Genomic DNA, 24,517 nt, shown 5'->3' on the forward strand with positions numbered 1-24,517 from the left:
AGCTTTTACGTCGTCACCGGCCTTGAGCCGGTGATCCAGGGCTTCATGGGAAAGGGTGTGCCGCGAGGCTCCTGGATGCTCCGGTCAAGCCGGAGCATGACGTTGAGTAACAACATCAAGCTTTTACGTCATCACCGGGCTTGAGCCGGTGATCCAGGGCCACGAGGAACGGCGCGTGCGCGCTCCCTCCCCTCGAAGGCAGGGATGATCCCTGCACTCAGCCCGCCGCCGGCAAGCGCAGCACCACGAGCAGGCCGCCAAGAGGAGATGTCTCGAGGCTGAGGCTGCCGCCATACATGCCGGCCGCCTCCGAGACAATGGAAAGGCCAAGGCCGGAGCCGGGCTTGGTTTCATCCAGCCGGTAGCCGCGCTTGAGGGCATCGGCGCGGCGTTCGGGCGGCAGGCCCGGTCCGTCGTCATGCACCTCGACGAGAAGCCAATTGCCGCGCTCGCCCGAGCGCGGCGGCAGCGGGAAAGCCTTCACTGCGATCGCCGAGCGGGTCCACTTGAACGCATTGTCCAGCAGGTTGCCGATCATCTCCTCGAGATCCTGTCGCTCGCCGCGGAACCTGAGGGACTTCGGGCAGTCGACCTTCACATCGATCGTGCGGTCGGCATTGATCCGGTGCAGCGTCCTGACCAGCGCCTCGATCACCGGTGCGATCTCGGTCACCGCCCCCAGGCTTTGGGCGCGAGCGGCCAGCCGCGCCCGGTCGAGATAGAGGTTCACCTGGTCGCGCATCACGCCGAGCTGTTCCAGCACCTTGGCCGAGAGCGGGCCGGGCGTGGCATTGGCCTCGTTGGTCATCACGCTGAGCGGTGTCTTGAGCGCATGGGCAAGATTGCCGACCTGGGTGCGGGCGCGCTCGATCACCTCGGTGTTCGACTGGATCAGGGCATTCAGCTCCTGGGCAATATCCTGGATCTCCACGGGAAATGAGCCGGTAATGCGGTTGGCGAAGCCGGCGCGTATGGCGCCGATCTCGCCTTGCAGCTTGCGCATCGGCCGCAGGCCGTAGCGGACCTGCACGAAAATGGCGGCCACCAGCCCTAACCCGAGCAGGCTCAACACCAGCACGAGCGTGTTGGTGAAGGCGGAGATTTCGCTGCGCAATTCGTCGAAATTACCGGCAACGACAAAGGAATAAGGCTCGTCCGAGCCGAACAGCCGGTACCGCTGCTCGATCGCGCGCAGCCGGTGCCCGTCCGCATCGCTGAGATAGAAACGGGCAAGCCCGTTTTCATCGCGCTGGTCGAGGGCGCCGGGCGGGATTTCCAGGCGCTGTTCGAGGAGGGAATCGGAGGGCAGGCTCTGCTCGGGATTGTTGACGGCGCTGACTTGCCAATACCAGCCGGAAAGCGGCAGGCCGAAGCGGCTGTCGGCGAGCGTCTCACGCAGGGTGAGCTTGCCGTCTTCGGTCAGCTCGACGGAGGCCAGCAGCCCGTCGAGCACGGCTTGCAGGCGGGCGTCGAAGTTCCGTTCGACCGCGTTCTGGAACAGCGATTGCAGGAGGATGCCGGCGGCGAGAATGATGATGAGGCTGACCAGGGCCGCCGAGGCGATGAGGCGGAAGGTCAGCGAGTTCAGGCGCATCGCCATCGGCGATCCGCGCCCGTGCCCTTGTCCCGCGAAGGCGTGCTAAACGGCATTGTCCGGCTCTGCCAGGCAATAGCCGAGCCCGCGGACGGTCCTGATCATATCGGTGCCGATCTTCTTGCGCAGCCGGCCGACAAACACCTCGATGGTGTTGGAGTCGCGGTCGAAGTCCTGGTCATAGAGGTGCTCGACCAGCTCCGTGCGCGACACCACCCTGCCCTTGTGATGCATGAGGTAGGCGAGCAGGCGGTATTCGAGGGAGGTTACCTTCACCGGGTTGCCGTTCACGATCACCCGGGCGCCACGGGTGTCGACCGTCAAAGGCCCGCAGGTGATCTCGTCAGTGGCGTGGCCGGCATTGCGTCTGAGCAGCGCCCGGATGCGGGCCAGCACCTCTTCCATGTGGAACGGCTTGGCGACATAGTCGTCGGCGCCGGCATCGAAGCCGGCGACTTTGTCGCTCCAGCGGTCGCGCGCCGTGAGGATGAGCACGGGCATGTTGCGCCCGTCGCGGCGCCATTTCTCCAGCACGCTCACCCCGTCGAGCACCGGCAGCCCGAGATCCAGCACCACGGCGTCGTAAGGCTCGTTGTCGCCGAGGTAATGTCCTTCCTCGCCATCGGCGGCGGAGTCGACCGCGTAGCCGGCATCGCTCAGCGCCATCACCAGCTGTCGGTTGAGATCGGGATCATCCTCTACGACCAGTAGTCTCATCTGCTCAGTAACCCAAAACCTGCCCTGTGCGGGCGTCAATCACCACCACACGGATTTGCGAGTCGTCGCGGAGCTTCACAAGATAAACCGGCGCGCCGCGCTTCGAAAGCCGTACATCGAGCAGCTTGCCGGGTACAGCCTTCTGCGCGGCGCGGGCGGCGACATATTTGGAGATGAGGGGCTCGCCGCCGCCCTGGCCGAACATATCCGCAGGCCGACCGCCCGGATTTGGCGGCAGGCGCTGAGGACCCCCCGGCGGCGGAGCAACGGGGGGCAGCCCGGGCAAGGGCTGCGGCAGCACGATCAGGCCGGGGCTGCGGGGTGGACGCGTCCCAGGGGGTGGCGGTGCCGGTGGGCGCATGGCGCGCGGCGAGGGTGCCGGCGCGGCGTCCATGGCCGGCCGGGCGGNTGCCTCGCGCCAGACAAACCACTACCTCTCCCTCTCAGGCCAAATCCAATGGTGAGCCGAGCCAACGCGCCAACGCCCTCCCTGCGAGCGTAAACCTCGAGGGCCCGCCATCCCGCGGGCCCCTCTCTTTTTTGCTCCGGGAGTGGTGGAAGAAACGTGGTGCCCAGCGCTCGTCGCCTGGCAACGCGCGACGTCAGTCAGCCGAGGCACTCGCCGCCGTCGATGACCAGAGCCTGGCCGGTCATGAAGGATGAGCGGTCGGATGCGAGAAACAGCACCGCTTCCGCGATCTCGTCGACGCTGGCGAAGCGGCCCATCGGAATCTTGTGGCGGACATAGTCCTCGAGCGCGGCGCGTTCGCCCATCTGGCGCATGAACGGCTCGTTGAACGGCGTGTCGACCCAGCCTGGGCAAAGCGCATTCACCCGGATGTTGTGGCGGGCATAGTCGAGCGCGATCTGTTTCGTCATGGCCACGACCGCATGCTTCGTGGTCGCATAGGCGATCATCTCGCGGTCATACAGCACGCCCGAATTCGACGCCGTTATGATGATCGAGCCGCCGCCTTGCGCCTTCATGTGGGGGACCGCCAGCTGCGCCAGCCGGAAATGCTGGCGCACGTTCAGCCGCCAGGATCTGTCCATGCCCTCCGTATCGGCCTGTTCGAGCGAGCCTTCCACCTGGATCCCGACATGCGAGTGCAGAATGTCTATCCGCGCGAAGGTTTCCATGCAGCGGGCCACCAGCGCTTCGAGCTGGCGGTCGTCCGACACGTCGGTGACGACTGCCAGGGACCGAGCGCCCGCCCGCTCCAGTTCGCGCGCGGTTTCAGCCGCCTTTTCGCCGTCGCGGTCGGCAACCACCACCGCTGCACCCTCGCGCCCGAGAATTTCGGCGCTGCCTCGACCGATGCCGGATCCGGCACCGGTCACGATGGCTACCCGGTCTTTCAGGATCATGCCTTCAATCCTTTCTGGTCCGGCCGATGACACTGCCCAGCACCTTGTCGATGCGGTCGCGGGCACGCTCGCACTCCTCGTGCGTGCCGGCGAGAAACAGCCGTCCGCTGGCGCCGATCATCTGGACATCGACCAGCGTGATCCCAGGTGCTGCCCGCTCCGCTTCGTTGGCGGCGACGGTCGCAAAGAGCGCCGGCTCGAGCTCATAGACCAGCAGCGATTTTCCGGGCAGCAGCATCGATGCCTCGCGCGTCCTATTGAGGATGATCGCATGCTGATCCGACACGTCGTCGAGGATATCGGCATAGAGCGTGCGGGGCTTCAGCTGGTCCTCGGCCTTGCAGCCTATGCCATCGAGAATGGCCTTGCCGGCCTGCTCGAGCTGGGCAAGGTCGGGCGAATGCAGTTCGAGGATGCCGTATTGGCGCTCGGTATAGAGCAGGCCCGGCTCCATGTCGGGCATCTGCTTGAGGGCGAGGTCGCAGATGCGGTGAATGGCCAGGGCCGGCGCCACCTCGATGATCAGCGAGTGCTCGCCTTGCATGGGCGGATAGCCGCGCGCCCGTGTCGGCGTCGACATATAGGCCGCAAACTGGCGACCGAGGTCCTTGACCAGCAGGTAGACGCGAAGTTGGGTCATCCTGGCTTCCAGCGCAAATCTCGACTAGCCTCGCGTCATGCGCCGGTCGCGGTTGTGAAATGCTTGCCGAGATCGGGATGAGGGCGTGGAATGACATGCACCGAGACCAGCGTGCCGACGCTGGACGCAGCCTCCGCACCCGCCTCGGCGGCAGCCTTCACCGCACCGACATCGCCATTGATGATGACGGCGACGAGGCCGTCGCCGACCTGCTCGCGGCCGACGACGGTCACGTTGGCCGCCTTCACCATGGCGTCAGCCGCGGCGAGGGCCGCGACGAAACCTTTGGTCTCGATCATTCCGATTGCATTCGACATGGGTGTCTCCTTGGTGCGTCCAGAGTTACTTGGATTTGGATTTCGGTTGGGATTGCGATTTCGGCATCTCGTCGAGGGAGCCGATGATCAGCGCGTCGATGGGGATCTTGCCGCCGCCCAGCCATGAGGCGGCAGTCGAGCCGGTGACGATCAGGACCTCCTCGCCCTCACCGCAGCCGAGGACGTCGAATGCGACGATGAGCCCGCCGCCGGCGCTTTCCACCTCGAGAAAGGCTCCGGACGGGATGTGCTCGATGCGCTTTGTGGCCCAGTAGCGGCCCACGACCCGACCCCGTATCATTGCCTGGTCCTCTCAACGCTGATGTTGCGCGACTTCGCCTTGTCGCGGCCCAGGGGCGTGATGCTGACGCCCGGTCCAAGTTGCAGACGCTTGACCTCGGCCGGCAGCCTGCCGATCACCGCTTCCGTCACGATCCCGACGTCGATGCGATGGCTTTGGCCGGCGGAAACGGCCGGAGCCGTGGTGGCCGAGGGGTCTGCCGCAAGGCGGAACGGATACCGCCCGGCCTCGATCGCGGCACGTATCTCGGGGTCGGTCGCAAGCCTCAGCACCTCGCGGGCGAAGCTGGCGAGATCGGCATCGCTGGAAATCCGCACCGATCGAGGCGCGGGTAGGGCGGGCAAGCGACCCTGCCTCAGGTGCTTCACTTCCTCCGAAATCACCTCGCGGATGAGGCTGCGGATGGCGTCTTTGTCGAGCATGTCCGTCAACCCTTCAGCGCCGCGAGCGCGGCCTCGGCGCCCATGCGCACGTCGGATTCCGCACCGGACAGGTAGACCCGTCCGGTCGCCCCGAACATGCGATAGTCGATCACCTTGATATCGGCGGTCTTCTCGGCCTCGTTGGTCGCGAGCACCGCGTAGGAGGCGGGCTGCATCTCCAGCACGAAAAGCGACTCTCCCGGCAGGACCATCGATCCCGACTTGTTGCGGTTGATGAGAAAGGCATGGCCGTGATCGATCCGCGTGACGATCTTCGATGCCAGGATCTGGGGGGCGATGGCCCGGCCGGATCTCTCGTCGAGCATGTCGAGAACAGCATTCGCGGCCGATTTCACCGCCGCCGTCGAGCGCGAATGGAATTCGAGATAGCCGTACTGGCGCTCGACCACCAGCATGCCGCCACTGACATCGGCGTATTTCAGCGCCACATCGGTGAGCGCCTCGATGTCGAGACCCGGGGCAACCTCGATGATCTGCGCCGCCATACTGGTGCGCGGCAAGCGGCCGCGCATGCCGCTCGCCATGTAGCACAGCGTCTGCGGCTGAAGCTGGTCGATGAAGATGAAGGAGCGGAGCTCGGCCATGATGTCAGGCTGTCTTTCTCATGACCGCAGGGCGTCGCGGAGTTCTTCGAGGACCATGCGGCGGATCTCCTCGCGGAGGATGGAGATGTCATTCATGGCCCCCGCGCCGGATGGCTGCGCCGGAACGGCGTCGCGAGAGACAGCGTTGCGTACCTGTTCGCTGCCCTCCTGCAGGCGCCCGAGCGAAATCGGCGCCTCGCGGCCAAGCGCCAGGGCCGGCCCGCCCGCCCAGGCGTCGAGCTGCGTGAAATCGCCGAAGGCCTCCCTGGGATCATCGCTATAGGCGATGCGGGTCCAGTTGATCAGGTGTTGCGGCCCGACATTCTCCCCGATCGACGACGAGCCGAAATAGCCGGTGCCGATGGTGAAGGCGGGCGCGAGATGAGTGCCATAGCCGGCGGCACCCTGGCTGCACGGTGCGTTGACGACCACGCGCAGCGCCTTCACGGCTGCGCCATAGGCGAGGATCGTCGCGCTGTTCCGGCTATGGATCGCGGCGGAATGGCCCGCGCCGGACAGACGAATGAGCGAGCGCGCCTGGGCGATGCCGGCCTGCGCATGGGGAACGCTGAGAAAGCCGAGCACCGGGCAGAGTTTCTCCTTCGAAAGCGGCTCGTCCATGCCGACGCGATCGATCTCAGCGAGGATGATCTTGGTGTTGCCCGGCAGGCGCAAGCCGATCATGGCGCCGATCTCGACAGCCGACTTGCCCAGCACCCCGACATTGAAGCTGCCGCGGCCGAACAGCAATTCGCGCAGCGCCGCCACCTCTTCGGGCTTCGCCACATGGGCGCCCGCCGATTTCATGCCCTGCAGCAGACGGTCGGCGATTTGCTCGACAGCAATGACGACGCTCTCATTGGTGCAGAGGATCGAATTGTCGAAGCTCTTCGAGGCAACGATACGTTTGGCCGCTTCCGCCGGGTCGGCAGTGTCGTCGACCAGCGCGGGCGCGTTGCCCGGCCCGACACCGATCGCGGGATTGCCCGAACTATAGGCGGCGCGCACCATCGGCGTGCCGCCGGTGGCCAGGATCACCCCGATACGCGGCGACTTCATTATATGCTCGATCAGCGGCAGGCTGGGCTGGTCGATCACCTGGATGATGCCGGCGGGCGCGCCGGCCGCTTCGGCCGCCTCGGCCATGAGTTTCGCAGCGCGAGTCGAGCAGGCTTTCGCCATCGGATGCGGCGAGACGACGATGGCGTTGCGGGTGACCAGCGCCATCAGCACCTTGTAATAGACGGTGCAGACGGGATTGGTGGATGGCGTCAGCGCAAAGACGATGCCCGCCGGACGCGGCAGCTCGACCATCTTCTGATCGGCCAGGATTCGGGGCGAGCAGAAATCGTGTTTCGCATAAAGCTCGTAAAGTCCGCGCGAGGTGAGCTCGTTCTTCAGCGTCTTGTGTTCGACGACGCCAAATCCCGTCTCCCTGACCGCCGCCTCCGCAAGCTCGCCGGCATGCGCATAGGCCACATCCGCCGCGGCCCGCGCAATGCTGTCCACACGCGAGCGATCGAAGCGGGCGAAAGCGGCAGCCGCCCATTCCGCGGTCTGCAGCATGAGGTCGGCCGCGCCGCTCGCGCGTTTGTCGCCGGCAAGGATCTCTTCGACGATCGCGGTCATGCTGCGCGGTTCCTGCTGCGCCCGCGGCCGAGGCATTCGGCGTGGGCAAGGCCGACACTGCGATCGACGCGTTCGAGCACCTCTTCGCAAAGATCAGCGGTCATCAACACGCCAGGCTTGAATTGAAGGACACGGGGGTCGAGCGTCGAGAAGATTGCCCAGACGCCGTTCTCGTAGAGATGCTTCATCACCGGCTTGGCACCTTCGGGGAAGTCGAACTCCAACCCCATGACGACGCCGCACTGGCGGATCCCCACAAAGAAGTCCGGGTAGAGCTTCATGATTTCGTGGAGGCCGTTGCGGAAGGTTTCCGAGATGTAGTTGACCATGGGTCTGACGGTCGGGCGCTGCAGGATTTCCAGCGTCTTCATGGCAACGAGGCAGCCGAGTTCGGCGCCCCCCATGGTCGACATGTGCGCGAAGCCGTCCTGGGTGAGCCATCCCGCGTATTTCTCGCGCACCACGACGCAGGCGATCGGGTACATGCCACCCGATATGCCCTTGCCGGTGACGATCATGTCCGGCGTGATCCCGTAGCGCTGATAGCCCCACATCTCGCCGCATCGCATGAGACCGGTCTGCACCTCATCGGCGATGTAAAGCGCGCCGTAGCGCTCGCAGAGCGCCTTCACCTCCTGGAGATAGCCGGGCAGCGGGATCGGAAAGCCATAGGTGGCCGGGATGGTCTCCATGATGAGCGCCGCAACGTCCTTGCCCTTCAGCGCGTCTTCCATGGCGGTGAGATCGTTGAACGGCACATGGACGAAGTCTTCCGGCTGGTCGGAGAGGAAGATCTTCTTGAACCGGTCGGCACCCGCGGCAACCGCAAGACCGGTATGTCCGTGATAGGCGTTGATGATGGAGACGATCTTGCGCCGCTGCGTGGCGTGGCGCGCGGTTTTCAGCGCGATGTCGATCGCCTCGGCACCGCCTGACGCATACATGGTGTAACGCAGGTCGCCCCCGCAGATCTCAGCCAATCTCTCGGCCAGCGCCGTGCGTGCCTGGGAGGGGAAATGGTGGTTGCCCATGTCGAAGCGCTGCGTGCCCCGATTGAGAACCTCGATCAGTTCGGGATGCCGGTGGCCGATATTGTAGGTGCCGCCGTTGAGATGGAGGTCGATCAGCCGCCTGCCGTCCATGTCCCACAGAAGGTATCCTTCGCGCCGGTCGATGACGAGATCGACGCCCATATCCTGCCAGGCCTGGGTCTTGCCCGGGTTCCAGAACGTCTTCGACTTGGCGAGGAACTCGCGCTTTTCCGGGCTCTGGAGGGTCTGATCGGCCATGGTCGGCTTCGGCTCCACTCATGAATACTGGCTGAGATAGCGTTCGGCGAGCTCGCAGGTCCCAGTGCTGTAGCCGGGGCCCTCGGTCCGGGCGAGCTCGGTCTCGCTGTGCGATCCCATCCAGGCGAACAGCGTCATCCGGCGCATCAATATGAAGGTCCACAACTCGTCTTCGTCTTCTTTCGGTAGCGTGCGGCAGCGGCGGTAGCCGTCCTTCCATGCCTCCATCAGCTCCGGCACATCGGCCCGATCCTCGAAGAAGCTGACCGCGGTCGCGGCGTCGTAGAGGAACCAACCCAAGCCGCAATCGTCGAAATCTATGACGCGCACGTCGCCGTTGTGGACGAGCAGATTGGCGAGCCGGAAATCCGCGTGGATCAGGCCATAGCGCTCGCGGCCCTTGCCGAAGCGCTCGAGCCGCCGCTGCATCAGGTCCACGGCGCGCTGCAGCAGCCTCTCGCGGTCCGGCGTGCAGTCGGGACCGTCCTGCCAGCGGCCCCAATTGGCGCGTGCCCCGAAGGAATGCTCGAAATCCCAGCACAGTCGCTCGAAATAGGGCGGCCGCTGCCATGTCTGGCTGTGATTGTGGCAGCGCGCCGTCACCTCGCCGAGTTGCCGGAACGAGGGCGCAAGATTGTCATGGGAGGGCTCCGCGCCATCGATGAACTCGAACAGCACGCAGTTGCGGGCAATCCCGCCGGCCGGATGCTCCACCCACTGGATGTCGGCGCCGTCGCTCGCCGTGATGGCCTGAGGCGTCTTGACCCCGGCCTCGCTCTGCAGGGCGCGCATCCAGGCGAGTTCGCTGCGGATGCCGTCGGTGGTGTGGTAGGCATCGCGATGAACGCGCAGAATGACCGGCCGTGCGGCGTCCGGCGGCGTCACCCGATAGGTCCAGTTCTCGGAGTGATTGATCAATGTGAGGTCGGCGCCCTCGATCCCCCAACGCGGCAGGGCAGCGGCGGCCAGTTCATCGATCGCCTCTCGCAGCCCTTCCGTGGTGAGTGCGTTGCTCATGCTTGTTCTATCTCCCGGATGAAGCATTCTGCCGCCGCCGATCTTCGGGCACGCCTTCCTCGATGCGGCACGCTAGACTGCCGTCCGCGCCGTAGCTTGACCCTTGAGGCGGCGATCTTGACAGCTGTGATGCCCGATGCGGCCGGATTCATAAAGACACCTGCCCAACCGGACCAGTGGTTCGTTCCTGCTTGAGCCCATGGGCTGACCGTGCAATCATTTTGTCGTATCCACTGCTTAGGCTGGACGTTCGCAATGACATCCGCTCTGCTGGAACGAACTTCCCCGGATCCGCGGCACAGTGCGCCCATCGTGCTTGCGGCGGCAGCGACCGGTATCGTCGACTTCATCGAAGCCCATCGCGGGGACGTGGATTCGATCTTCGGCAATTCCGGTATTGCGCCAGATATGGCCGGCGCCCCCACCTTGAAGGTGAAGCTCGCTTCCTATTGCCGGCTGTTCGAGGAGGCCGCCAAACAGACCCGCGCCGGCAATTTCGGCCTCTGGTTCGGCCAGCAGTTCCAGCCGCGCGATCTCGGCATGTGGGGCTATGCGGCGATTTCCGCCCCGACGCTGGGAGCGGCGCTCGACACCATGGTGCGGCTGTTCCACCACCATCAGGAATCGTCATGGATGCGGCTGACCCAGGGCCCCGACGGCCTGATGCATCTGGAATACCAGATCTATTCCTCGGAGATCGTCGAGCGCCGACAGGATGCCGAACTGTCGCTCGGCATGTTCGCCAACGTGATCCGCGACTGTGGCGGGCCAAAATGGGCGCCGGTGGAAGTTCATTTCGAACACCCGCGGCCGGAGCTCTGGAAGGAGCACGAAGCCGCATTCGATGCGCCGGTCTATTTCAGCCAGCAGACCAATGCGCTGCTGTTTCGCCCGGAGCTGCTGGACCGGGCCATGCCCGGGCGGGACCTGCAGCTGATGAGCATGATGGAGACTTGCCTGGAATCGCTGGGCTCGCGTCGCGCAGGCGATCAAGGGCTCGTCGACCGGGTGAAGACTGCGGTGCGGGTCAATCTGCCCAATGGCTATCCGAGCCTCGACCAGATCGCGCACGAGCTGCGCGTTACCCCGGCCAGCATTCAGCGCGACCTGAACGAGCAGGGCATGACCTACAAGGACGCGGTCGAACTGACGCGGCAGACCATGGCGCGGACCTATCTCGACCAGCGCCAGCTGCCGCTGACCGAGATTGCGCTGCTGCTCGGCTATTCCGAGCTGTCGGCCTTCACGCGCGCCTTCACCCGCTGGACCGGGATCAGTCCGAGCGCCTATCGCAAGCGCAAGCACTGAAGCCCGGGCGGTCGAATGCCGATGCGGCGCGCTACATTTGCGACAGCGCGTCGGGGGATTCCGGCAGGATCTGGCCGCCATCGACAATGATGGTCTGGCCGGTGATATAGCGGGCCTCGCGGCTGGCGAAGAACAGCGCCGCATGGCCGATATCCTCGACCTCGCCGAGATGGCCGAGAGGCACGGACGCCGCCATGCCCTTCATGTAATCCGGCCCCAGGCCTTCCAGGCCTTCCGTCACGATATTGCCGGGCATGACGGCGTTGATGGTGATGCCGTATTTCGCCAGCTCCATGCAGGCGGTGCGCATGAAGCCCAGCTGACCGGCCTTGGTCGCGCCATAGTGGCTCCAGCCGGGGAATCCCGTGACCGGACCGGTGATCGAAGAGGTGATGACGATGCGTCCCTCACCACTCTTCTTCAGATACGGCACGCAGGCCTTCACCGAAAGGAAGGTGCCCTTGAGGTTCGTCGCCTGGACCTCGTCCCAGGCCTCGGGGCTCATCTCCTCGATCTTGACCTGGGGAAACATGCCGGCATTGGCGCATAGCACGTCGACGCCGCCATAGCGGTCCACAGCGGCCTTCGCCATTGCCTCCATGTCGTCGAGCTTGGTCACGTCGGCGGAAAAGGCGCTCGCGGTATGGCCCATGCCGACGAGTTCGCGCGCCGCCGCTTCTGCAGATGCCAGATCCCGACCAACCACCAAAACCTTCGCGCCGTGCTTGGCGAAGACGCGGGCAATGCCCTTGCCGATGCCCTTGCTCGCCCCCGTTACGATGACTGATTTGCCTCTGATCGATTCTGCCAGCATCACGATTCCTCCGCATTATTGGTCGTTGTCGGGCTCGGCGGTCCCGCGGCGGCGCAGGACGACGATGACGAGGTATCCGCACAGCATCAGCAGCGCGGCGCCGAGGGTCGATACCGTTCCCAGCACAGGCACGCCGGGCGTGTAGCCGGCGATCATCTTGGCGTAGAGATATTCCGGCAGGGTCGTGTCCGCGCCGGTCGTGTAGAGCGAGAGGGGGAAATTGCCCCAGGAGAGCAGGAAGGCAAACAGGGCGCCGGAAAATATGCCGGGGAACAGCACCGGCAGGGTCACCTCGCGGAACACCTGCCACCGCGTCGCGCCCAGATCGAACGCCGCCTCTTCCAATGCCGGGTCGAACGAATAGACCTGGATCGAAATCACCAGCGTGCAGACGGGTATGATCCACACCAGATGCGCAAAGACCGCCGTCTGCCAGGACATGGTGAAGCCCAGCGCGTTGAACCACAGGAGCAAGGCCAGGCCGAGCACGGTCTGCGGAAAGAAGATCGGCAAAAGCACGATCTTCTGATAAAGCGAGCGGCCCTTCCACTCGTAGCGCGCAAAGGCCAACGCGCCGAACAGCGCGATGACGACGGCGATGACCGTCACGCAAAGCGCGATGAGCAGCGACGTCTCGAACAGCTGGTGCACCTCCAGCGACGCGAATGTCTTCTGCCACCAGCCGAAGCCCCATCTCTGGATGGGAAACATGAAGTAGCGGCTGTCGGTGCTCGAGGCGAGCAGGAGGCTGACCGTCGGCAGGTACATGAAGACGATGACGGCGAGCGCCCATGCCCAGAGAAGGGCCCGCCGCATGCGATCGCCGGTGCTCTCCACGTTCACCTCCGGCCCAATATGGAATCGAGATCGAAGCGGCGCAGCACGATCAGCACGAAGGTGCCCACGACCAGCATCAGAAGCACGGAGAGCGCGGCGCCCAGCGGCCAGTTCTGCGCATAGGTGAAGGCGATCTCGATGTCATGCGCGATCGGGATGATGCGCTGCCCGCCCAGGACCTTGGCTTCGGCGATGGCGCCGACCGCCAGCACGAAGGTCAAGAGAAAGCCGATGACGATACCCGGCATGGCCAGCGGCAGGTCGACCTCCTTGAACACCTGCCAGCGCGTCGCGCCGAGGTCGAAGGCGGCGTCGCGGACCTGCTGCGGCACCATGGAGACGCCGAGCGTCATCGGGAACAGCATGAAGGGCAGATAGACATAGACCATGCCGAGCAGCGTCAGGCCGGTGGTGAAGAGGATGCTTTCCGGCGCATAGCCGAAGAGGGATTCCAGCGTGCCCAGCAGCACGCCCTTCTTGATGAAGAAAAGGATCCAGCCATAGATGCGGACATTCTCGGAGACGAACAGCGGCAGCGTGAAGAGCAGCGTGATCAGCGTTGCGTATTTGCCGAAGACGCGCGCCAGGCCGAAGGCCACGGGGTAGCAGATCAGCGCCAGGATCACGACGGTCGCCGCAGCCAGGCCGAGCGACCACAGGAAGGAGATGTAGCTCGAAGAATTGAAGATCTCGGCGTAATTCTCGAGGGTCCATGGCTGCCATAGGCTGAAGGTGCGGCTCGGCACGAAGCTGAAGGCGATGACCGCCAGCAGCGGCGCGGCAAAGCCACAGAGCAGGAACAGCATAACCGGCAGCGCGTGGCGCGCGCCCGGACTGAAAATGCTCAAGCGTCTCCGCCTCTCTCCGGATTGCGAAACCACCCCGAAGTCCTGCTCGGTCGCCTTCTCCTCACGGGAACCGGCTACAGCTTCGCTCGAAAATGTTCTCGCTCGAGAGATCATCGGTTCAGTCCGTCACCAGAATGCTGTCGCGCGCATCCCAGCCGATCAGCACCTTGTCGTCCAGCTTGCCGGCAAAGCTTTGCTGACGAAGCTTTTCGACGATGAAGACCTGTTCGCCGACCCGCACCTGGTATTGGACGCGGGAGCCGAGCACATATTCGTTGTAGAGGAGGCCCTCGAGGCAATTGTCCGCCTCCGCAGGGCTGGAGACGAAGCGAAGCGATTCCGGCCGCACGACGATGTATCCCGCATCAAAGCCGGCCGGCACCGACGGGCTGCGGAACCGGGCACCGAGGGTTTCGGCTGTGACGTGATCGAGGCCGTCGGCCTTGACCGCGATCACATTGACGTCGCCGACGAACTCGGAAACGAACTTGGTGCGCGGCGCGGAATAGATCTCCTGCGGCGAGCCCACCTGCACCAGCCTGCCCGAACGCATGACGCCGATGCGATCGCTCATCACCATCGCCTCCTCGAGGCTGTGGGTGATGTAGATGAAGGTCTTGCCGGTCTCCCGGTGGATGTCCTTCAGCTCCTTCTCCAACGTCTTCCGGAGCTTGTAGTCGATGGCGGAAAGCGGCTCGTCGAAGAACAGGATGTCGGGTTCATAGGCGAGCGCCCGGGCGAGCGCGACACGCTGGCGCTCGCCGCCGGAACATTTGGTGACATTCTTGCCGTAGTAGGATTCCGGCAGCCGCAGCTGCGCCATCAATTCCAGGGCGCGCGCCTTGCGCACGTTTGGATCGATGCCCTTCATCTTGAGCGAGAATTCGATGTTCTGGCCGACGGTGCGGTGTGGAAACAGCGCGAGCGACTGGAACATCATGCAGGTGGGGCGCTTATTGGCTGGCAAGTCGTTGATGCGCTTGCCGCGCAGCAGAATGTCGCCGGAGCTGGGGAACTCCATGCCTGTCAGCATGCGCAGCAGGGTCGTCTTGCCGCTGCCGGAGGGTCCGACAATGGTGAAGAACTCGCCTTCCCGGAAATCCAGATCGATGCTGTTCACGGCCGTGAACCCGCCGAACAACTTGGTGAGATTGCGCAACTGCAGGATGGGAAGATCTGCCATCATACCACGGGTCATGGACGTGAAAGGATCGGGCCGCCCGGCTGGAGAAGGGGCGACCCGCTGCTGGTGACCGGCCGATCGGCGCGTCAGGCGCCGGAGGCTTCGCGCTTGGCCGCGCTCATGATGTCGAGCAGCCGGTCATAATCCGGCACGATGTCGTACTCGACCGACCGGGCCATCTCCTCTTCCAGGCTGTCCCACTGGATGATCTCGAGCTCTTCCTTGGTGAAGAGGTCGAAACAGGCGGGATTGCCCATCTGGGTGACCGGGTTGAAGGTGCCTTCGGCGAAGGCCACGGTGTGCGACATTTCCGGCGACTGGACATATTCCAGGAAGTCTTCGGCATGGGTCGACAGATTTGGGTTGTTCACCACCGAGGTGATCTCGGTCCACGAAATGCCACCCTTGCCGCCGGCCATGGGTCCCTTCAACGGGGTGATGGCGCGGATATTGAGATTGCCGTCGGCGCGGGCCGGCGAGCAGGAATAGGTGCCGCCGGTCAGGTAGAAATCGATCTCGCCGGAAACCAGCGCCTGGTTCATGGTGGCGAGATCGCCGACCATGCGGGCGCCCTTGAACACGCGCTTGGCGGTGTCGGTATATTTCGCCACCTCCTCCTCGGTGTGCTCCCGGAACGGATCGAAGCCCGAGATGCAGCACAGGTCGAAGACGTTCCAGTCGTCGGACGCCTGTATGCCGTATTTCTTGTCATTGGCGGGATCGTTCCAGAGATCCCAGCCCTGATCCTCAGCACTGGCACGGCTGATCTTGTCGGTGTTGACGACGAAGCTGAAGGGGCCGAAGCGCTGGGCCATCCCGAGCAGATGCTGGCCCGACTCGTCCATCGCCCATTTATATGGCGGCTTGAACCCCGGCAGCATCTTGTCGAAATACGGCTCGAAGCGGGCGCGGTCGATCGGCTTGATCAGCTTTTCGGGAAACATGACCTTGCGCGCCCAGGGATTGTTGACGTTGATCAGGTCCCAGATATTGGTCTCGCCGGCGCGCAGGCGGTTGATCATGGTCGGGTCGTTGGTCAGCGATTCCGCGCGCACGGTCGCGCCGGTCGAAGTCCTGAACGGGTCCAGCACCTGGGCCGAGTTGTAGCCTTCCCAGCACAGGATGTTGAGTTCGTTGGTGCGTGCGGCCGCTGCCGGCCGCATGCCGAGCGCACCGCCGGCCGCCAGAGCGGCGGTCGCCACCGCGGAGTTTTTGAGGAAATCGCGTCGTGTCTGCGTGAAATCGTTCATTTGACCCTCCGTTGCGCGAGCCGGGACACACCCTCTATCCCATTCGGTTCGCTTTTATTTTCGGCCATGTTGGCCGCGCCGCGCCACCACACGAACACGGCAAACGCATCACCTCGGATCACCCGCTTTCCCCTCGCGGGTTCTTATCCAGAGATGCGTCTATACCATAGACGATATGGACCGTCGGCCCACCGGTCTTGACATCAAGGCCGGTAATCTTGACAGGCCGGGAACCCCGAGTGCCTCAAGAATCGGCAATTCCAATTCTTTGCCTGAGCGTGATCTTTTCCGAAAACCGGCACCCACTTTTCGGGATCACGCTTTAGAAACGGTAGGAGAACAAGCCTCGTCGCTCATAGACCTCCGCGGCTTCCTCGAGAAAATCGGCCATATGGCTGGCCCCGTATTGGCTTCGCAAGGTTGCGGCCGCCGCGAGCAGCGCCGTCTTGTCCCTTGCCCGGCCGGGCCGCAGCAATTCATAGATCTCGAGAAGGACATGCTGCGGCACGTCGACCAGTTCGGCGGCCCGTTCGAAATTGCTGGCCAGCGTCGGCCGGCCCGCAGCCCGCGCAATCTGCGCCTGATCGCGCAACGCCTGCGGCGTGATGCGCAGATCCGTCAGGTTGACTTCGCCCGCCTCGACCGCTGCAAGCGTAAGGTCGTCGAGCGACTTGCCGCTGGCCGTCCGTACCCAGTTCGGCTGTTTCTCGGCGAGGGGGTAGTCGGCGATGCCGAGAGAGCGCTCAGCGTCGTCCTGGCTCATCGTGCCGCCTCCAGCTCGGTAACCTCGACGTCTTCCGGTTGGGCGCCGTCCTCGGTCATCGAGGTTTCGATCGCATAGAGGAACGCGACCTGGGCGTGGTAACGCGCCCCGAGGGCCACGCCTCGCGTCGGGACGACGACCGGCTGAGGCATCTCGCCCCGCGCGTAAGCCGCGGCGTTCTCGCCGAACGCCCGATAATGCGCGAGCGTGGTGATCGGAGCGTTGGAAAAGAGTTCGAGATTGTGATGGGGAAGACGGCCGGCCTGATGGATCACCGCCGTTCCCTTGGCCTGGATGCCGATGCCGATGCCGGAGCCCGCCAGGCGCGCCGCCGAAAGTCCGAGGAAGGACGTGTCCGCGGTATGGCGCATGCGCACGATGCGCGGCACGAAGCCCTTGGCGCGAATGCCCTCGGACAGCGCATGCAGCACGGCGGAAAGCGGATGTCCGGCGAGCGTCTGATAGAGCTTCGTTCCAAATGCCGGGCTGATGCCGATGACGATCTCGTCCGGCGGCCCTCCCTGTGCGGCTGGACCCAACGTCTTATAGGCGATGCGCCGCCCCTCGGCAGCGGCATAGGCGGCCTCCGTCCGCAGCACCTCGCCGCGGGTCAGCACATTGCGTATCGCCGCCAGTTCCTTGCGCCGAGCCTCGTTGAGACGGTAGCCGGTACCGGGGCCGCCATAATCATTGGGGTCGTTGACCGCGCTGATCACATGGCCGTCGCGCACCACCGCGGCCGTCTGCAGATAGTCGCCGGACACGCGCAGCCGCACGACATTGAGCAGGTTCTGGGCTTCATCACGGAAACCGCGTCGGGCCAGCGCCTTGATCACGTCGAGAACAGTGATCCCGCGCGCCTTGATGCCGTCACTAATCAGCGCCACGTCGCGCGGCGTGTAGCTGTCGGTATCGTCGGACCCCGATGCGACCGCGACGCTCTGCTTCATCAGAGCGGTGGGCTCGCCGAGCTCCAGTTCCGCAAAGACCGCCGCCAGCGCGTCGATCGCCCGCCGGCGAAGTTCCAGCGCGCCGGCTTCATCGATGGAGGTCAGGCCGCCATCAGCCTCGAAATCACGCTGCAGGACGAGGAAATCCTCCATCTCCTCGCCATTGAACGAGGATGGGTTGAAGGAATTGTCGTATTTGAGGATCGAGCCCATGCCGGAGCAGACGAGATCCGACCCGGCGATCAGGAAGGGCAGGATCTTGGCGCCGACCCTGATCTCCGATTCCGAATGGCGGGCGTCGTTGCCTGTGGCGCATTCCAGGTCGAGCCAGACGGCGATGAGATTTTCCGCCATAAGCTCGCGCACGCCGCCCGGCAGGCTGGCGGCCAGTGGGGCGCCGTCTATGCCGCCATTCTGGGTGCCCTGGGCGCCCATTGCCCGCTGCAGGCAAAGGCATCGTGCCTCCAGGTAGAGCAGCGATTTCGATTCATGAAATCCCATCAGCAGCTCGGATGCAGCCCCCGACGTACAGCGCATCTTGATGCCCCGGGACGCGTAGGCGGCAGCCAGGAAGCCCTTCGACCACGGCGTGTCGTCACCGTCGGCAAAGGCGCGCTCGGTGCCGTAGACCGACACCGTCTCGGCGTAGGAGGTGAAGCCGGCCAAGCCGATCTGCAATTCTTCCGCTTCTTCGCTCGAGCACTGGAACAATGTGCCCCAACGGCCAACCGCCGCCCCCACGGCGCAGGCGAGCGCGTTGGACCAAGCGTTGCGGGCGACCCGCATGGTGGTTTCGATCTCGTCGAAGCCGAAGGCGACGGCCACCGCCGCATCCGCCGCCAGCTGAAGCGGATCGTCCTTGGCATTGGTCACGTGAGCCTGGTTTCCGGGTGTCTTGCGCGTCCGCATCTTGGAGAAGGCGAAGGCCAGCTCGATCGACGAGAGCTGCGCCACGACCTCCGCGAGCTTGGCCGGCGTCAACCCATGCGCAAGCTTGGCAAGTTCGGCGCGCGGAACCGACACGTCGACGAGCATGCGGGCGATCTGCTCCGAGGGAAGCGCCATCGCGGTCTCGGCCTGCGCGAGGTCGAGGTGATGCTGGGCGATGAAATGGTCGATCACGTCGAAATCGGCGGCGGCGGTTCCGTCCATGCTGACGATCCGTCCGCCTTCGACGACCAGCCCAGGCCTGGGGTCGCGCGCACCGTTGAAGGCGGCGAAGCCGTTCTCGGGGTCTTCGGCTGCGAACTTGTCCAGCCGCAGCGGGCGCTCGTCCCAATCCGCAAAGCGCTGCCAGCGATTGGCGCCGTGATACGTCTTCGAGCGGATGTTCTCACTCATCGCCGTGTCCGCGCTCCCTGAACGTCGACGTCTCAGTAGATCTCCAGATATACCCGGCCGGCCCATGCCGGCTTGACTGGAAGGCATCCTCTCTTGACAGGGGGATGCCGCATCGCCTTGCGGCATGCTCGGCACCGTGCCATCATTTGCGGGCATGCGGCCCCGTAATGACAGTTTTGAGGACTGGCATGGCTTTGCCCGGACGCACATCATCGGCTGAGTTGCAGGGAGCGCGGGCTGCACCCGTCGTCCTGGCGGCCGCCGCGACCGGTTTGGTCGACTTCATCGGCATGCAGGGTGGCGATGCGGACGAGATATTCGGCCGGTGCGGAATTGCGCCCGACATGATCACCGCTCCGACGCTGCAACTCCGGCTGGACGTCTTCTGCAAGCTTTTCGAGCAAGCCGCACACCGCACAGGATGCGATAATTTCGGCCTGTTGTTTGGCCAGCAGTTTCAGCCGCGTGATCTCGGCATTTGGGGCTATGCGGCACTGTCGGCGCCGACTTTGGGATCGGCGCTGGAGACGCTGGTCGAACTCTTCCGTTATCAGCAAAGCTCGTCGGTCATGCGCTTCCGGCGCGAGGATGAGAAGCGCGTGCGGCTGGAATATCAGATCCGGACCCCCGCCATTCTGGCGCGACGGCAGGATGCGGAATTGTCGCTGGGTCAATTCACCAATCTCATTCGGGAGTGCTGCGGTCGCACCTGGTCGCCGATCGAGATCCAGTTCGAGCACCCCCGGCCCGCGGAATGGCGTCAGCACACCGACGCCTTTGGGGCTCCGGTATTCTTTGGCTGCTCCAGCAATGCCATTGTCTTTGAATCCGAGCTCTTGAGCCGGCCTATGCCCGGGCGCGATCTCAAATTGCTGGCCATGATGCGCAATTGCCTGGAGGTGATCGGGACGCGCGGTGAGACGGAGACCCTGTTGGACAGGATACGCGACGCCATGCGCCGGCATCTACCCGACGGCGCGCCCACGCTGGAGGAAATCGCAAGGACGTTACGGACGACGCCAACCGCAATTCGCCGTGCTCTGGCCGATGAGAACTTGAACCTGCGGGAAGCGGTCGACCTGGTCCGTTTTGAAACGGCGCGGCACTATCTGGCGCAAAGACATTTGCCATTGACCGAGATCGCGTTCCTGCTCGGCTATTCCGAACTTTCCGCCTTCACGCGCGCCTTTACGCGCTGGGCTGGTGTTTCCCCGTTGAGATATCGCGATAGATCGCTGCAGCACTGAGCGATTACGCCGTAGCAAAGCGTGATCGGCGTAACACCGGAATCGTCAGCTGGCCCCGCAGACGGATTGCATTCCGCCGTGAGGATCAAGGCGCTGGCGTCCCAGGGCTTTAACGGTTGGAGGCCTCGTCCGGAATCGAACCGGAGTAAACGGATTTGCAGTCCGGTGCATCACCACTCTGCCACGAGGCCGTCGAGGCGGATATCTACCACAGGAGCGGGGATGCGCAAGACGGCAATCCGCGCCGGCCCGTATTGGCTATCACTGACATCCGCATATGTCGTCTATATAGGCGCCGGACCGATCCCGTGCACCCCGCACAGGGGAGCCCGGCCAAGCCGCCCGTCGAATTGCCGGCAATCCGCCATGGCCGTGGCCTTTGCGTGACGCTTGCCGCATCGCTCTTCGAACGGACATTTTCCTGACACAAAAGCTTGGTGAGCCTTTCGCTGCTCCGTGGCCGGCGCCATCGCTGCAGCGTGACGGCGGCAGCGGAGCAGTGATCGAAGGGGCCACAGGTCTTCCCGGGGGCATGTGAATATCTGGTTGGCGGGCTTCGGCGCTTCCGGTATTCCTGTATTCAGGGGACACATGTACAGCTTATGTGGACGAGCGAGCTCGGGAAATCGCCGATGATGATCGACTATGCGACGAAGCGACGGAACATGGTGGAGTCGCAGTTGCGTCCGAACGGGGTGACGGATCCGAGAATCAATACGGCGATGCTGGAGATCCCGCGCGAGCTGTTCGTTGCTCCGATGCGTCAGCCGCTCGCCTATATCGATGAAGATGTGGCCATCACCGACGGTAGCCAGGCCCGCTACATCATGGAGCCCATGGTTTTCGCGCGCCTCATTCAGCTCGCGGAGGTCGGGCCGGGGGATGTGGTCCTCGACATCGGCTGCGGACTTGGCTACTCGAGCGCCGTCCTTGCCCGGCTGGCCCAGTCCGTCGTCGGCCTCGAGGAAGATCCGCAATTGGTCGCCGATGGCAATGCGCGACTTGCCCAGATCGGCGCCGCCAACGCCGTTCTGGTGCAAGGCCATCTCAACCAGGGCTACCCCCAGGAGGCGCCCTATGATGTCATTGTGATCAACGGGCAAGTTGCCGAAGTGCCGAGCAGAATATTTTCTCAGCTGAGAGACGGTGGGCGGCTAGTGGCGGTGATCGATCACGGGCCGATTGGAAAAGCCTCTCTGTTCACAGTAAACAAAGGGGCGATAAGCCAGCGTATCGCCTTTGACGCTTCTGTTGTCCGACTGCCAGGGTTCGAGAAGCAGCGACCTCTATTCACTTTCTGATGGGCTGATGAACTTGCGATTGCTTGAGTGATGATGCGTTTGATTATTATCTGATTGTATTGTTTAGGGAGCATCGAGCTCCTTAGGGATATCTTAACCATAACTGCCCAAAAAAGAGGGTGGCGTGGTTGAGAAACCAGAGTGGGGGGCAGTGCTCCCGGTGAGCTGCGGATCGGCGAGTGGCGCTCGGTATGCCTGCAAGGCGATAGCCGTCTTACCGAGAGCCGAGTAGAGGTGGCGAAATGGCATTTCGTGCGCATGGTGCGCGTGGGTCAGGTCAGTTTTCCAGATGCGTGAGCCCTTGCCGGCTCAAGGCGCCCGAGAGAACCGGCCGCTTTCGCCTCGCCCTGCTGCTGCTTGCCGCAGCGGTCCCTCTGGCGTTGCCGGTCTCACCGCTGAAGGCCGAAACGCTCCGCGAGGCGCTGGCGAAGGCCTATACGAGCAACCCGCAATTGCTGGCACAGCGCGCGCAGCAGCGGTCGACGGACGAAGAGGTGCCGCAGGCGCTTGCGGGCTGGCGGCCCACCGTGATCGCGGAGAGCAGCTATGGCTTTCTCAGCGCCACGCAGCGATCTGTGAACCAGTTCACCGGCAACCGGCAGACAACCAGCTTTACCACCGATCCCGGCACCTTCAACATTCAGCTGAGCCAGCCAATCTTCAACGGCTTCCAGACGGTCAACCAGGTCCGCGCCGCCGAGGCCAATGTCATGGCCCAGCGCGGCGAACTGGCCCGGATAGAGCAGCAGGTGCTGCTTCAGGCCGTCAACGCCTACATGGCGGTGATCGAAGACCGGCGCGTGCTCGACCTCAGGCGCAAGAACGTGCAGGTCCTGCGGGAGCAGCTGCGCTCGACCCAGGCGCGTTTCGAGGTGGGCGACAATACCCGCACGGACGTCGCCCAGGCACAGGCCCGCCTGGCAGAGGCACAATCGGCACTGACGCGAGCCGAAGCCGATCTCGCCATCAGCGTTGGCGACTACATCCAGGTGATCGGGCAGGCGCCCGGCAGCCTGGTCTTTCCGGAACCCGCGGATGACATGGTGCCGAGGACCATCGACGGTGCCATTCAGCTGGCAGAGCTGAACAATCCGCAGGTCATCACCGCCGAGTTCAACGAAAAAGTGCGTGGGTTCCAGGTCGGTGTCAGCCTGAGCACCCTGCTACCCTCGGCCAGCCTCGCCGCCGGCTACAACTACAGTGCCAATCAATCGCCCTCGACGTTCTGGGGCGAGACCTTCTCCGTTACGGCACAAGTGCAGGTGCCCATCTACCAAGGTGGCGGGGAATATGCCGCGGTGCGGCAGGCCAAGCAGCTTCGCAACCAGGCGCAGCTGTTGATCGCAGACACACGCCGCACGGTTCGCGAGGCGGTGGTGCAGGCCTGGAACAATCTCGTCGCCGCGCGAGATTCCATCCGATCCCAGCGGGAAGCGGTCCGGGCCCAGCAACTCGCCTATCAGGGCGTCAGGCTGGAGGCCGAGGCGGGCACACGCACCACGCTCGACGTCCTGAATGCCGAGCAGGAGCTGCTCAACGCGCAGGTGAACCTGGTGGCCGCGGAAGTGAACACGATCACCGCGAGCTATGCTCTGGTGGCGGCAGTCGGCAGGCTGAATGCCGTTGACCTGAAGCTGCCGGTGCAAATCTATGATCCGCGCATCTACTACAACAAGGTGCGCAATCTCTGGTTCGGCCTGAGCACGCCGAACCCGGACTAACCGTCAAACCGGCTTTTCCACTGCCAAGATGGGGTAAACACGGCGCTCGTGTTTGCTCCATGGCGCATTTTGCGAGACTCTAGGGCCAAAGCCGCTGATTCGCGGGGGCAATTCCCCGCCGGACCGCGGCAGTTCTGGAAGAGCCGGTCGCGCGATGAGTAAGCCCGAGCAGTTGGAACCATCCATGGAGGAAATCCTCGCCTCGATCCGCAAGGCGATCGACGAGGACAGCCGCTTCGCCGGCGAGGGCCCGGTCTCTGCGAAGCCGCGTGTGCCCAGCCTACAGAAGGAGACCCGAACCGCCTCCGAACCTGAGGCCGACGAGATCGTGCGCCTTGCCGATGATGTGCTCGAAATCGCGCGTGGGGCGCGCGGACAGGGGCGCACAGCGCCTGCCGAGCGGCGGCCGGCGTCGCCGAAACGGGAGGGCACCGACGAGGGAAGTGTGCTGCGCCCCGCTTTCGGCCTGCGCGATGCTGAGCTGGCCGCCGTGATCCCGCCGGAGCCGGTTGCATCGGCCGGCCCGGGCACAGCCGAGATCGCCGCTTCGGTTCAGCTGGCGGGCGCTGAGGTCGCGCCATCGGGGAGCGCTGCATCTTCGCCTGACCGCCCCGAGGGGGCACAGAAAGGAGCCGAGATGGCCACGAGCCAAACAAATGGAAGCGCCGCATCGGCTGCAAGCCCGCAGAAGCCCCGGATCGAAGCTTCGCCGGGCTCCGCGGACGCACCGGTGCGGGTGGGTGATGTGGAGGCGGTGGTTGCCACGGCGTTCGAAAAGCTTGCCGGCCAACTTGCGGAAAGCCGGCGGCGGTCGACACCCACACTGGAAGATCTGGCGAAGGATCTGATGCGCCCGGTGATCAAGGAGTGGCTCGACCAGCACCTTGCGACCATTGTCGAACGCTTGGTGCAGGCGGAGATCGAGCGGGTTACCCGGCGCCACGGCTTGTGAGCGCTGGCCGCTGCCGCTTGGCCCGGCTGAGGCGCGGCACCGTCAACCACGCCCCTTCTGCCGCGTGTTGCAACAGCGGCGTCAACTGCTATTAAGAGACCGA

Annotated in this window: 24 protein-coding genes and 1 tRNA gene; 5 read left to right on the top strand and 20 right to left on the bottom strand. The window is 64.2% G+C overall.

Annotated features, from left to right (window positions below):
- Nucleotides 1-217: 217 nt before the first annotated feature.
- From E4P09_RS02775 to E4P09_RS02830, 12 genes are all read right to left on the bottom strand, one after another.
- Nucleotides 218-1,600 carry an ATP-binding protein gene (locus E4P09_RS02775; RefSeq protein ID WP_137388042.1) on the bottom strand — a complete coding sequence of 461 codons (1,383 nt, stop codon included), beginning with the start codon at nt 1,598-1,600 and terminating at the stop codon, nt 218-220.
- Nucleotides 1,601-1,639: 39 nt separating this feature from the next.
- A complete protein-coding gene (locus tag E4P09_RS02780; RefSeq protein ID WP_137388043.1) occupies nt 1,640-2,311 on the bottom strand; it encodes a response regulator transcription factor in 672 nt (223 codons plus the stop codon).
- Nucleotides 2,312-2,315: 4 nt separating this feature from the next.
- Nucleotides 2,316-2,516 carry a PepSY domain-containing protein gene (locus E4P09_RS02785; protein WP_137388044.1) on the bottom strand — a complete coding sequence of 67 codons (201 nt, stop codon included), beginning with the start codon at nt 2,514-2,516 and terminating at the stop codon, nt 2,316-2,318.
- 401 nt (nt 2,517-2,917) lie between these two features.
- Complete coding sequence (locus E4P09_RS02790) at nt 2,918-3,679, bottom strand: SDR family NAD(P)-dependent oxidoreductase (protein WP_137388045.1); 762 nt, start codon at nt 3,677-3,679, stop codon at nt 2,918-2,920.
- A gap of 4 nt (nt 3,680-3,683) precedes the next feature.
- Nucleotides 3,684-4,319 carry a microcompartment protein gene (locus E4P09_RS02795; RefSeq protein WP_137388046.1) on the bottom strand — a complete coding sequence of 212 codons (636 nt, stop codon included), beginning with the start codon at nt 4,317-4,319 and terminating at the stop codon, nt 3,684-3,686.
- A gap of 35 nt (nt 4,320-4,354) precedes the next feature.
- On the bottom strand, nt 4,355-4,636 hold the full coding sequence (locus tag E4P09_RS02800) for a BMC domain-containing protein (protein WP_137388047.1): 282 nt from the start codon (nt 4,634-4,636) through the stop codon (nt 4,355-4,357).
- A gap of 25 nt (nt 4,637-4,661) precedes the next feature.
- A complete protein-coding gene (locus tag E4P09_RS02805) occupies nt 4,662-4,937 on the bottom strand; it encodes a EutN/CcmL family microcompartment protein (RefSeq protein ID WP_137388048.1) in 276 nt (91 codons plus the stop codon).
- On the bottom strand, nt 4,934-5,359 hold the full coding sequence (locus E4P09_RS02810) for a hypothetical protein (protein WP_137388049.1): 426 nt from the start codon (nt 5,357-5,359) through the stop codon (nt 4,934-4,936). Before E4P09_RS02810 ends, E4P09_RS02805 begins: the two co-directional genes overlap by 4 nt.
- A gap of 5 nt (nt 5,360-5,364) precedes the next feature.
- Entirely contained in the window at nt 5,365-5,964 is a 600-nt protein-coding gene (locus tag E4P09_RS02815; RefSeq protein ID WP_137388050.1) for a BMC domain-containing protein, read from the bottom strand.
- 18 nt (nt 5,965-5,982) lie between these two features.
- The gene (locus E4P09_RS02820; protein ID WP_205041997.1) at nt 5,983-7,593 is read right to left on the bottom strand and encodes an aldehyde dehydrogenase family protein; all 1,611 of its coding nucleotides are present in this window, start codon (nt 7,591-7,593) and stop codon (nt 5,983-5,985) included.
- Nucleotides 7,590-8,882, bottom strand: coding sequence for a class-III pyridoxal-phosphate-dependent aminotransferase (locus E4P09_RS02825; RefSeq protein WP_137388051.1), 1,293 nt, complete (start codon nt 8,880-8,882; stop codon nt 7,590-7,592). The genes E4P09_RS02820 and E4P09_RS02825 overlap by 4 nt, the downstream gene beginning before the upstream one ends.
- Before the next feature lie 18 nt (nt 8,883-8,900).
- Nucleotides 8,901-9,899 (bottom strand): phosphotransferase enzyme family protein, encoded by a 999-nt coding sequence (locus tag E4P09_RS02830; protein WP_137388052.1) that lies wholly within the window; start codon nt 9,897-9,899, stop codon nt 8,901-8,903.
- A 255-nt stretch (nt 9,900-10,154) separates the two neighbouring features.
- On the opposite strand from E4P09_RS02830, the gene qhpR (E4P09_RS02835) reads away from it, so the two are divergent.
- Nucleotides 10,155-11,207 carry an AraC-like transcriptional regulator QhpR gene (gene qhpR, locus E4P09_RS02835; RefSeq protein ID WP_137388053.1) on the top strand — a complete coding sequence of 351 codons (1,053 nt, stop codon included), beginning with the start codon at nt 10,155-10,157 and terminating at the stop codon, nt 11,205-11,207.
- 31 nt (nt 11,208-11,238) lie between these two features.
- On the opposite strand, the gene fabG is transcribed toward qhpR (E4P09_RS02835), so the two are convergent.
- The 7 genes from fabG to E4P09_RS02870 all read right to left on the bottom strand — a co-directional run bounded on the left by fabG (nt 11,239) and on the right by E4P09_RS02870 (nt 19,193).
- Nucleotides 11,239-12,018, bottom strand: a complete 780-nt coding sequence (fabG, locus tag E4P09_RS02840) for a 3-oxoacyl-ACP reductase FabG (protein ID WP_137389210.1) — start codon at nt 12,016-12,018, stop codon at nt 11,239-11,241.
- 18 nt (nt 12,019-12,036) lie between these two features.
- Nucleotides 12,037-12,858, bottom strand: coding sequence for an ABC transporter permease (locus tag E4P09_RS02845; protein ID WP_338048977.1), 822 nt, complete (start codon nt 12,856-12,858; stop codon nt 12,037-12,039).
- A 2-nt stretch (nt 12,859-12,860) separates the two neighbouring features.
- Entirely contained in the window at nt 12,861-13,706 is an 846-nt protein-coding gene (locus E4P09_RS02850; RefSeq protein WP_239025002.1) for an ABC transporter permease, read from the bottom strand.
- Nucleotides 13,707-13,824: 118 nt separating this feature from the next.
- Complete coding sequence (locus tag E4P09_RS02855) at nt 13,825-14,892, bottom strand: ABC transporter ATP-binding protein (RefSeq protein ID WP_239025003.1); 1,068 nt, start codon at nt 14,890-14,892, stop codon at nt 13,825-13,827.
- Nucleotides 14,893-14,975: 83 nt separating this feature from the next.
- Complete coding sequence (locus tag E4P09_RS02860; RefSeq protein WP_137388055.1) at nt 14,976-16,139, bottom strand: ABC transporter substrate-binding protein; 1,164 nt, start codon at nt 16,137-16,139, stop codon at nt 14,976-14,978.
- A gap of 322 nt (nt 16,140-16,461) precedes the next feature.
- Nucleotides 16,462-16,902 carry a diol dehydratase small subunit gene (locus tag E4P09_RS02865; RefSeq protein WP_137388056.1) on the bottom strand — a complete coding sequence of 147 codons (441 nt, stop codon included), beginning with the start codon at nt 16,900-16,902 and terminating at the stop codon, nt 16,462-16,464.
- The gene (locus tag E4P09_RS02870; RefSeq protein ID WP_137388057.1) at nt 16,899-19,193 is read right to left on the bottom strand and encodes a propanediol/glycerol family dehydratase large subunit; all 2,295 of its coding nucleotides are present in this window, start codon (nt 19,191-19,193) and stop codon (nt 16,899-16,901) included. The genes E4P09_RS02865 and E4P09_RS02870 overlap by 4 nt, the downstream gene beginning before the upstream one ends.
- A 188-nt stretch (nt 19,194-19,381) precedes the next feature.
- On the opposite strand from E4P09_RS02870, the gene qhpR (E4P09_RS02875) reads away from it, so the two are divergent.
- Nucleotides 19,382-20,440 (top strand): AraC-like transcriptional regulator QhpR, encoded by a 1,059-nt coding sequence (gene qhpR / locus E4P09_RS02875; protein WP_170984198.1) that lies wholly within the window; start codon nt 19,382-19,384, stop codon nt 20,438-20,440.
- 117 nt (nt 20,441-20,557) lie between these two features.
- Here the strand turns inward: qhpR (E4P09_RS02875) and E4P09_RS02880 are convergent.
- Nucleotides 20,558-20,631 (bottom strand) — tRNA-Cys (locus tag E4P09_RS02880).
- 441 nt (nt 20,632-21,072) lie between these two features.
- Between E4P09_RS02880 and E4P09_RS02885 the strand changes: the two genes are divergently transcribed.
- The 3 genes from E4P09_RS02885 to E4P09_RS02895 all read left to right on the top strand — a co-directional run bounded on the left by E4P09_RS02885 (nt 21,073) and on the right by E4P09_RS02895 (nt 24,414).
- The gene (locus E4P09_RS02885) at nt 21,073-21,741 is read left to right on the top strand and encodes a protein-L-isoaspartate O-methyltransferase family protein (protein ID WP_338048978.1); all 669 of its coding nucleotides are present in this window, start codon (nt 21,073-21,075) and stop codon (nt 21,739-21,741) included.
- 242 nt (nt 21,742-21,983) lie between these two features.
- Nucleotides 21,984-23,462 (top strand): TolC family outer membrane protein, encoded by a 1,479-nt coding sequence (locus tag E4P09_RS02890; protein WP_137388059.1) that lies wholly within the window; start codon nt 21,984-21,986, stop codon nt 23,460-23,462.
- Nucleotides 23,463-23,616: 154 nt separating this feature from the next.
- Nucleotides 23,617-24,414, top strand: coding sequence for a DUF2497 domain-containing protein (locus E4P09_RS02895; RefSeq protein WP_137388060.1), 798 nt, complete (start codon nt 23,617-23,619; stop codon nt 24,412-24,414).
- Nucleotides 24,415-24,517 lie beyond the last annotated feature (103 nt).

This window comes from Rhodoligotrophos defluvii (assembly GCF_005281615.1).
In the GTDB taxonomy this organism is placed as follows: Bacteria; Pseudomonadota; Alphaproteobacteria; order Rhizobiales; family Im1; genus Rhodoligotrophos; species Rhodoligotrophos defluvii.

Bases quoted from the DNA above. Each gene is read 5' to 3' on its own strand.
- E4P09_RS02890 (WP_137388059.1), top strand. From the start codon at position 21,984: ATGGCATTTCGTGCGCATGGTGCGCGTGGGTCAGGTCAGTTTTCCAGA.
- E4P09_RS02815 (WP_137388050.1), bottom strand. From the start codon at position 5,964: ATGGCCGAGCTCCGCTCCTTCATCTTCATCGACCAGCTTCAGCCGCAG.
- E4P09_RS02820 (WP_205041997.1), bottom strand. From the start codon at position 7,593: ATGACCGCGATCGTCGAAGAGATCCTTGCCGGCGACAAACGCGCGAGC.
- E4P09_RS02800 (WP_137388047.1), bottom strand. From the start codon at position 4,636: ATGTCGAATGCAATCGGAATGATCGAGACCAAAGGTTTCGTCGCGGCC.
- E4P09_RS02830 (WP_137388052.1), bottom strand. From the start codon at position 9,899: ATGAGCAACGCACTCACCACGGAAGGGCTGCGAGAGGCGATCGATGAA.
- E4P09_RS02870 (WP_137388057.1), bottom strand. From the start codon at position 19,193: ATGAGTGAGAACATCCGCTCGAAGACGTATCACGGCGCCAATCGCTGG.
- E4P09_RS02860 (WP_137388055.1), bottom strand. From the start codon at position 16,139: ATGAACGATTTCACGCAGACACGACGCGATTTCCTCAAAAACTCCGCG.
- qhpR (WP_137388053.1), top strand. From the start codon at position 10,155: ATGACATCCGCTCTGCTGGAACGAACTTCCCCGGATCCGCGGCACAGT.
- E4P09_RS02775 (WP_137388042.1), bottom strand. From the start codon at position 1,600: ATGGCGATGCGCCTGAACTCGCTGACCTTCCGCCTCATCGCCTCGGCG.
- E4P09_RS02805 (WP_137388048.1), bottom strand. From the start codon at position 4,937: ATGATACGGGGTCGGGTCGTGGGCCGCTACTGGGCCACAAAGCGCATC.
- E4P09_RS02885 (WP_338048978.1), top strand. From the start codon at position 21,073: ATGATGATCGACTATGCGACGAAGCGACGGAACATGGTGGAGTCGCAG.
- qhpR (WP_170984198.1), top strand. From the start codon at position 19,382: ATGGCTTTGCCCGGACGCACATCATCGGCTGAGTTGCAGGGAGCGCGG.
- E4P09_RS02810 (WP_137388049.1), bottom strand. From the start codon at position 5,359: ATGCTCGACAAAGACGCCATCCGCAGCCTCATCCGCGAGGTGATTTCG.
- E4P09_RS02825 (WP_137388051.1), bottom strand. From the start codon at position 8,882: ATGGCCGATCAGACCCTCCAGAGCCCGGAAAAGCGCGAGTTCCTCGCC.
- E4P09_RS02785 (WP_137388044.1), bottom strand. From the start codon at position 2,516: ATGTTCGGCCAGGGCGGCGGCGAGCCCCTCATCTCCAAATATGTCGCC.
- E4P09_RS02780 (WP_137388043.1), bottom strand. From the start codon at position 2,311: ATGAGACTACTGGTCGTAGAGGATGATCCCGATCTCAACCGACAGCTG.
- E4P09_RS02865 (WP_137388056.1), bottom strand. From the start codon at position 16,902: ATGAGCCAGGACGACGCTGAGCGCTCTCTCGGCATCGCCGACTACCCC.
- E4P09_RS02855 (WP_239025003.1), bottom strand. From the start codon at position 14,892: ATGATGGCAGATCTTCCCATCCTGCAGTTGCGCAATCTCACCAAGTTG.
- E4P09_RS02795 (WP_137388046.1), bottom strand. From the start codon at position 4,319: ATGACCCAACTTCGCGTCTACCTGCTGGTCAAGGACCTCGGTCGCCAG.
- E4P09_RS02895 (WP_137388060.1), top strand. From the start codon at position 23,617: ATGAGTAAGCCCGAGCAGTTGGAACCATCCATGGAGGAAATCCTCGCC.
- E4P09_RS02790 (WP_137388045.1), bottom strand. From the start codon at position 3,679: ATGATCCTGAAAGACCGGGTAGCCATCGTGACCGGTGCCGGATCCGGC.